Source organism: Acinetobacter sp. 231_lipA (assembly GCF_058243005.1).
This window is the reverse complement of sequence record NZ_JBZAYU010000005.1, coordinates 1-5,909: the sequence shown is the minus strand read 5'-3', so window position 1 is coordinate 5,909 and position 5,909 is coordinate 1. Positions and strand designations below refer to the sequence as shown.

Annotated in this window: 9 protein-coding genes and 1 pseudogene; 4 read left to right on the top strand and 6 right to left on the bottom strand. The window is 35.5% G+C overall.

Going from position 1 to position 5,909, the window contains the following annotated elements:
- Positions 1 to 118: 118 nt before the first annotated feature.
- From AC4CUX_RS19355 to AC4CUX_RS19345, 3 genes are all read right to left on the bottom strand, one after another.
- On the bottom strand, positions 119 to 334 hold the full coding sequence (locus AC4CUX_RS19355; RefSeq protein ID WP_136144374.1) for a hypothetical protein: 216 nt from the start codon (positions 332 to 334) through the stop codon (positions 119 to 121).
- Positions 324 to 620, bottom strand: a complete 297-nt coding sequence (locus AC4CUX_RS19350) for a BrnT family toxin (protein ID WP_136144373.1) — start codon at positions 618 to 620, stop codon at positions 324 to 326. The genes AC4CUX_RS19355 and AC4CUX_RS19350 overlap by 11 nt, the downstream gene beginning before the upstream one ends.
- A gap of 156 nt (positions 621 to 776) precedes the next feature.
- On the bottom strand, positions 777 to 1,076 hold the full coding sequence (locus AC4CUX_RS19345; RefSeq protein WP_000358348.1) for a hypothetical protein: 300 nt from the start codon (positions 1,074 to 1,076) through the stop codon (positions 777 to 779).
- A 737-nt stretch (positions 1,077 to 1,813) separates the two neighbouring features.
- On the opposite strand from AC4CUX_RS19345, the gene repM reads away from it, so the two are divergent.
- Together repM and AC4CUX_RS19335 are read left to right on the top strand one after the other, a co-directional pair.
- Positions 1,814 to 2,797: a replication initiation protein RepM gene (gene repM, locus AC4CUX_RS19340; RefSeq protein ID WP_087554524.1), complete on the top strand. Its 984-nt coding sequence runs from the start codon at positions 1,814 to 1,816 to the stop codon at positions 2,795 to 2,797.
- Positions 2,794 to 3,090, top strand: coding sequence for a hypothetical protein (locus AC4CUX_RS19335; protein WP_087554523.1), 297 nt, complete (start codon positions 2,794 to 2,796; stop codon positions 3,088 to 3,090). Before repM ends, AC4CUX_RS19335 begins: the two co-directional genes overlap by 4 nt.
- On the opposite strand, the gene AC4CUX_RS19330 is transcribed toward AC4CUX_RS19335, so the two are convergent.
- Both AC4CUX_RS19330 and AC4CUX_RS19325 read right to left on the bottom strand, forming a co-directional pair.
- Positions 3,087 to 3,398, bottom strand: coding sequence for an HU family DNA-binding protein (locus tag AC4CUX_RS19330; RefSeq protein WP_004647573.1), 312 nt, complete (start codon positions 3,396 to 3,398; stop codon positions 3,087 to 3,089). The two genes, AC4CUX_RS19335 and AC4CUX_RS19330, sit on opposite strands and share 4 nt — an antisense overlap.
- 2 nt (positions 3,399 to 3,400) lie before the next feature.
- Entirely contained in the window at positions 3,401 to 3,688 is a 288-nt protein-coding gene (locus tag AC4CUX_RS19325) for a DUF8583 domain-containing protein (RefSeq protein WP_004647572.1), read from the bottom strand.
- 210 nt (positions 3,689 to 3,898) lie between these two features.
- Here AC4CUX_RS19325 and mobQ point away from each other — a divergent pair, with 210 nt between their 5' ends.
- Together mobQ and AC4CUX_RS19315 are read left to right on the top strand one after the other, a co-directional pair.
- Positions 3,899 to 4,870, top strand: a complete 972-nt coding sequence (gene mobQ / locus AC4CUX_RS19320; protein ID WP_136144376.1) for a MobQ family relaxase — start codon at positions 3,899 to 3,901, stop codon at positions 4,868 to 4,870.
- On the top strand, positions 4,867 to 5,376 hold the full coding sequence (locus AC4CUX_RS19315; protein WP_136144375.1) for a hypothetical protein: 510 nt from the start codon (positions 4,867 to 4,869) through the stop codon (positions 5,374 to 5,376). Before mobQ ends, AC4CUX_RS19315 begins: the two co-directional genes overlap by 4 nt.
- Positions 5,377 to 5,550: 174 nt before the next feature.
- Here the strand turns inward: AC4CUX_RS19315 and AC4CUX_RS19310 are convergent.
- Positions 5,551 to 5,909: pseudogene (locus tag AC4CUX_RS19310) on the bottom strand (hypothetical protein); the annotation flags it as partial.

The window sequence follows — 5,909 nt, the reverse complement described above, 5'->3', positions numbered from 1 at the left end:
TAGAAATCGGTACTTTGCTTGGTATTTTTCATTACTAATTAAACAAAAACAGTCGCAAAGTGGCTCGACTTTGCAATATGGCTAACGCCATATTGCAAAGCATCGAGCTAAATTTTAATTAAATACGTTTCAACGCCATGATATGGCGCACCATGTCGTTAATATGCTGTTTTGTTTCATTATCTTGAGAACTTAGCCAAGTTACAACATCCGCATCAAAAGCCTTTGCTTGAGCAATCGCATGGCGTTCTTGTAATTTTTTAACAAAATTTGGTTTTACTACTGGCGCATTGGTAGGGTCAAAATTTTTATAACGTTCTAATTCATTTTGCATGGTTATACCTCCGCTTTTGATTGTGCGATGGCTCAAAGGCAGTAATGATTCTTGCAACATCACCACGTTCAACCCAAACCACTGTTAGTAGTCTACCACGATTACTCAGACCGATTGATATTAGCCGTTGCTCATCGTAATGACCAAGATCGTCAAAGGACATCAGCTCTGGATCAAGAAAAACACTACATACCTCTTCAAAAGTAATTTCACGCCCTCGATAGACTAATTCCATTTTTTTATCGTGCCATTCAAATAGCAGACCGTAATACTCAATCAACGGCATCTTTAGCTTTTTCCTAGATTTACAACCTCTAAAAGTCTACTTAGAGGGTTTTACTTATTCAATAACTCATTAATTTAAATGGGTTCTAACATCCAAATTTCGTATAACCGCCATTATGTTAAATAATAGGGGCTTCTAAGTACGCGATTAGAAAATTTAGTCTTTAAGAGGAGAAATTTGTTCTAGCTTATCTTCAGGATTATTTTCTCTAATATGTATAATTCGATCATAATTTTCTACTCCTCGTAAGTGAGGTGGTGCAAATGCTGGATACTTGTTGAAAAAGTGCATTTTAATATTTAGTGCATGGTCTAAAATAAAAGCACATTCAATTCCATAGTACTTATCATTAATAAAAAAATTGTCTGTAGTTTCTATTAGTTCTTGGATAGCTAAATCCAATTTTTGAATTTTTTCATTAATATCTTTAGTTTTCTCTTCTATCTTTTTGTCCATTGGTATCACCTATAGAATTAAGTTTCCCTAAAATTAACATAATACACCTTATACGAAATACGTTATAATTCCACTTAGAAATCAATGCTGTAGTTTCTAGTTTATAGCCCATCTTCCCCAAGGTGGGCTTTTTTTATGATTTTTCACGTTCCACGCCTATTATTTAAGCAATGTTTCACAACTTTGATTAGCTTCATTAAATAATTAAAACCTAGATAATAAGAACCGAGCGAGTGTCTACGAGCGATTGAGCATCATCAAAATTTCACGCTCGCCCTTTCTCTGATTACAAGCTTCCTTTAGATTTTAAACGGTAGATACAGAGCATCCCGAATGGGTGCGAACTTTGGAGCTTTTGCTTTTCAAAAAGTATGAGCGAAGCGAATACATTACCAATGCTTTTGCTTTTAGATTTCACAAACAGGATTAACCAAAAACTGCCCCTCGAAGCGAGGAACGAGCTTCAATAGAGTACGAGCTTTAGCGAGTACCTAGGGCAGTTTTTAGCACTCCCCTCTTTTTAATAATTTTATAATTTTATAATTTTAGACCACTTATTCATATTAATAATCAATGGCTTATATTGATATATCTATACGTTTATGCAGTCTTATCTATACGTTTATGCAGTCTTATCTATACGTTTATGCAGTCTTATCTATACGTTTATGCAGTATTGCTATACGTATTTAATCTATGTAATATAATTACAACTAAAAAGAATGTATGTATAAGAAATGGCAAATGATTTAGTTGTTAAAAATAATGCGCTGATTGATGCAAGTTATACCTTGAGCTTAGTAGAACAACGCTTAATTGGATTGGCTTTGGTCAAAGCTAATAATCAGCACCAAGAAATTACCAGTGATACAGTTCTGACCATACATGCAGGGGAATATGCTGAACAATTTAAGGTTGATGGTTCAGTAGCTTATCGAGCATTAAAAGAAGCATCAGAACGGTTGTTTTTACGCTATTTCTCATACACCTTATATGGCTTGGAATTTGGTAAGGAATACACTTTTAAACGTCCCAAAAAGCTAAGAGATTGCGATATACCAACCGTTATGAAATCACGATGGGTACAAAAGATCGGTTATACAGAATCAGAGGGTTTATTACACTTCCAACTTACCAGTGATGTTGTCCTATTGGTTGCTAATTCAAAAGAATATTTCACAAGCTATTACTTATCACAAACTACCGACTTTACCAGTACCTACGCTACTCGATTGTTTGAACTCCTAATGAAATGGAAAAATGTCGGACATATTCCATTTATTGAAATAGAACAATTACGAGGGCAATTAGGTGTAGAACCTAAGCAATATAAAATTATTTCTAACTTTAAGTTGCGAGTCCTAGATGTGGCTGTGGAGCAAGTGAATCAACATTCAGACTATACGATTAAATACGAGCAACATAAGCAGGGGCGGACAATTATAGGTTTTTCATTCAAATTTAAGCCTAAAGTAGATAAAATCTCAAAAAAAATAATATCTAAGCAAAATCGTAGTAACCCTGATTTTTTTATAAAATTGAGCGATCCACAACGCCATTTATTTGCAAATAAAATGTCTGAAATGCCCGAAATGAGCAAATACTCACAAGGTACGGAAAGCTTTCAGCAATTTGCTATTCGTATCGCTGACATGCTTTTAGAGCCTGAAAAGTTCAGAGAGCTTTATCCATGTTTAGAAAAAGCAGGGTTTCAAGCATGATGAAATTAACCAACCTATTAGAAGAATTTCACGGCACACAAGCTGAATACCTCGATATCGTAAATTATGAAATTGCGAGGGAAAATATATGCAGTTATATCTTCCTATTATCCCGAATATCCCAAAATGCCGAACCCACCGAAAAAATGCAGATGGAAAGCAAAATAGAGGACTTAATTTACTATCGGGATAATTTGCAGATCGAAGATAAGGAAAATATCCAAAAGGTCTTAAATGAGCTAATTCCAGAGTATAAAGCCGAACAAGAAAAACAAAGAGCTAAGAAAAATTAGGCTTTCTTCTTAGCTTTACTTTTTTGCTTTGGCTTAACAATAAATTGCTCTCCCAAAGCCTTACCTTGTTTAAAAGTAACGATTTCCTTAGCTTCAATTTTAAGTTTTTCTCCAGTTTTAGGATTGCGTCCCATTCTTTCTGGACGTTGTTTTACTGAAAAAGTACCAAAATCAACTAATCGGACATTTTTTTCTTCAACTAGGGCTTCTGTAATGACTTCAAGAACAGAATTAAGAACAACTCTTGCTTCGTCTTGATTAATATTTAATTTAGGTGCTAATTTGGCAATTAAATCGGCTTTATTCATAATTAATTTTCCTCAATATTTGGTAAGTCAAAAAGCTGTCTATCTCTATTTTCAGTTAAATATTCATTAAGTTCCATGAGTATTTTTTCTTTGTTGGCTTCATTACTTTGCATCTTTTTAATTAAATAAGAACCGAGCAAAATTTTACGTCGAGTATCATCCTTTCTTTCTTGCTCTTTTTGCTTCGATCTTTCTCTAGCTTCGATAGCTTGTTTTTGTGCTTTTAACTGTTTTAGCTTCTCTAACTGAGCTTCAATTTTCTTTTCGATATTTTCGGCTGATTTGGTCATAACGGTTCATTTCGGGATATAGGAAAACCACTCAAGCATAAGAACCTATGAATTGAAATTCAAGCGGTTAATATGCTATCGTGTTTTTCATGAAATGCGCACTTACGACTTGGATTTCATCCAAGTCAAAGTTTGCGTAAGGGGATTCCCCTTAACCCCAAAAAACTGCTACGCAATTTTTTAAAAGCAAAAGCATCTCAAGGCGACTGCATGGCAATCTATCATTGTTCGACTAAAACGGTTAACCGAAGTTCGGGACGAACTGCGGTTGCATCTTCTGCATATCGTGCAGGGGAAAAACTCAAAGATGAGCGTACAGGATTGACGCATGACTTTACGAGAAAGGACGGTGTAGCCCATTCTGAAATTATCTCTAATTTAGATATTGAAATTGACCGTAATGAACTTTGGAACTTGGCAGAAAAAACCGAAAACCGTAAAGATGCCCGAACGGCTAGAGAATGGGTGATTGCCCTACCTGATGAATTAGACCCTGATCAACGTAAGGACTTGGCAAAAGACTTTGCCAGGTCCTTAGTTGATCGCTATGGCGTGATTGCAGATTTAGCCATCCATGAACCGAGCAAAGGCGGTAATGATAAGAACCATCACGCCCATATCATGCTCACCACCCGAAAGGCAGAATTAGATACGGACAAGAAACTTACCCTAACCACTAAAACCGATATTGAGTTAAGCAATGCCAAACGAAAAAGCCTTGGTATGGGGACAACCCAAGAAGACATTAAGCAAATTAGAGAAACATGGGCAGACTTAGCCAATAAAGCATTGGAACGTGCAGGCTACCGAGAAAAAATAGATCACCGCAGCTATGCCGATCAGAACAACGGACTACAAGCCACCATCCATGAAGGCACCAAAGTCACTCAATTACGCAGACAAGGCATAGACACTGAAATTAGCCGTTTCAATGACAATGTGAAACAGCAGAACACCCAACAACTTGACCAACAGAAACAGCAGAAAGAGAGCGTTTTACAGCGTGGTTTAAACCGTGTCGATCAAGGTTTTGAGCAATGGCAGAAGAACCAAGAAAGCAAACGCCTAGAACTGGAACGCCAAGCGGAAATGAAGCGACAGCAAGAATTAGATAAACAACGAGCCGAACAAGCAAATCGTAAGGCATCACGAGATTTAGATAATGATGGATGGTCACGATGAGTAACCAAAATGATGATTTAGACCTAGACGATCAGTTATATATTCTATTGGCATCTATGAAGGAATACAGAGAAGCCATAGCAGACGATAACAAGCGATTAGAGACGTTTTACAACGAAGTGGCTAGCGGAGTACTCAATAAGGCTGAAAAGTCGCTAGAAAACGCAAATAAGAAGCATACAGGCGCATTGAACAACAGTATTCAGCATTTAAACCAAGTTACAGCTAAACTAAATGCAAAATTTATCCTGTTTTTTGCCAGTACTTTTGTGGCTTTGGTTCTCGTATTGCTTTTGGCTATATTTTTGTATGTTCCAAGCCTTGATGAAATTCAACAGCGCAGAGCAGATAAGAAAGCATTAGAACAATATGCACTTCAAATCAAAGTTGATGATGGAGAAACACTCGTCAGAATCATGACGAAAAAGCCGTGTTACTCATTCCAACCAAATAACGTCAAAGAAAAAACCTATGACTGGTGTCAGATCGACCCTAAAAAATACTAGATGATCGGTACTTTACTTGGTTTTTCTTATTACTAATCAGATTACAGCAAGCGCAAAGTTGCCCGACTTTGAAATATGGCTATAGCTATTCCTTTAGCATAATCAAAATGTCTAAAAATAGAGATTTCTTACTATGTAAAATGATTCTATCTTTAATTTTTGTATAGACATTTTTTAATGTTCTAGAAATGGAGCTGAAAGTACCATTAATCTTACTGGAGCATTTAATATACTTTTAGCTTGTTGAAGTTTTATAAAATCGTCCTCACTTTTTAAAGTAACAAGTACAATTTCCCTATTTTTTTCATCTACAAAAACACCCTGTATTTCAGGAAAAATTACTGATATTTCCTTCAATTTTTCATTAAGTATTAAAGTAAGTTCCTCAAGCGAATAGTTTTTATTTAAATTTTCTCTAAATTCTAAATCTATTAATTCTTTAGAAGTTAATGCTAGATTTTCTGCTGAAGTTACATGAGGTAAACTTAAGCACAAACTTAAAATAATTTTCCTAAACATAAAGTAACTCATAC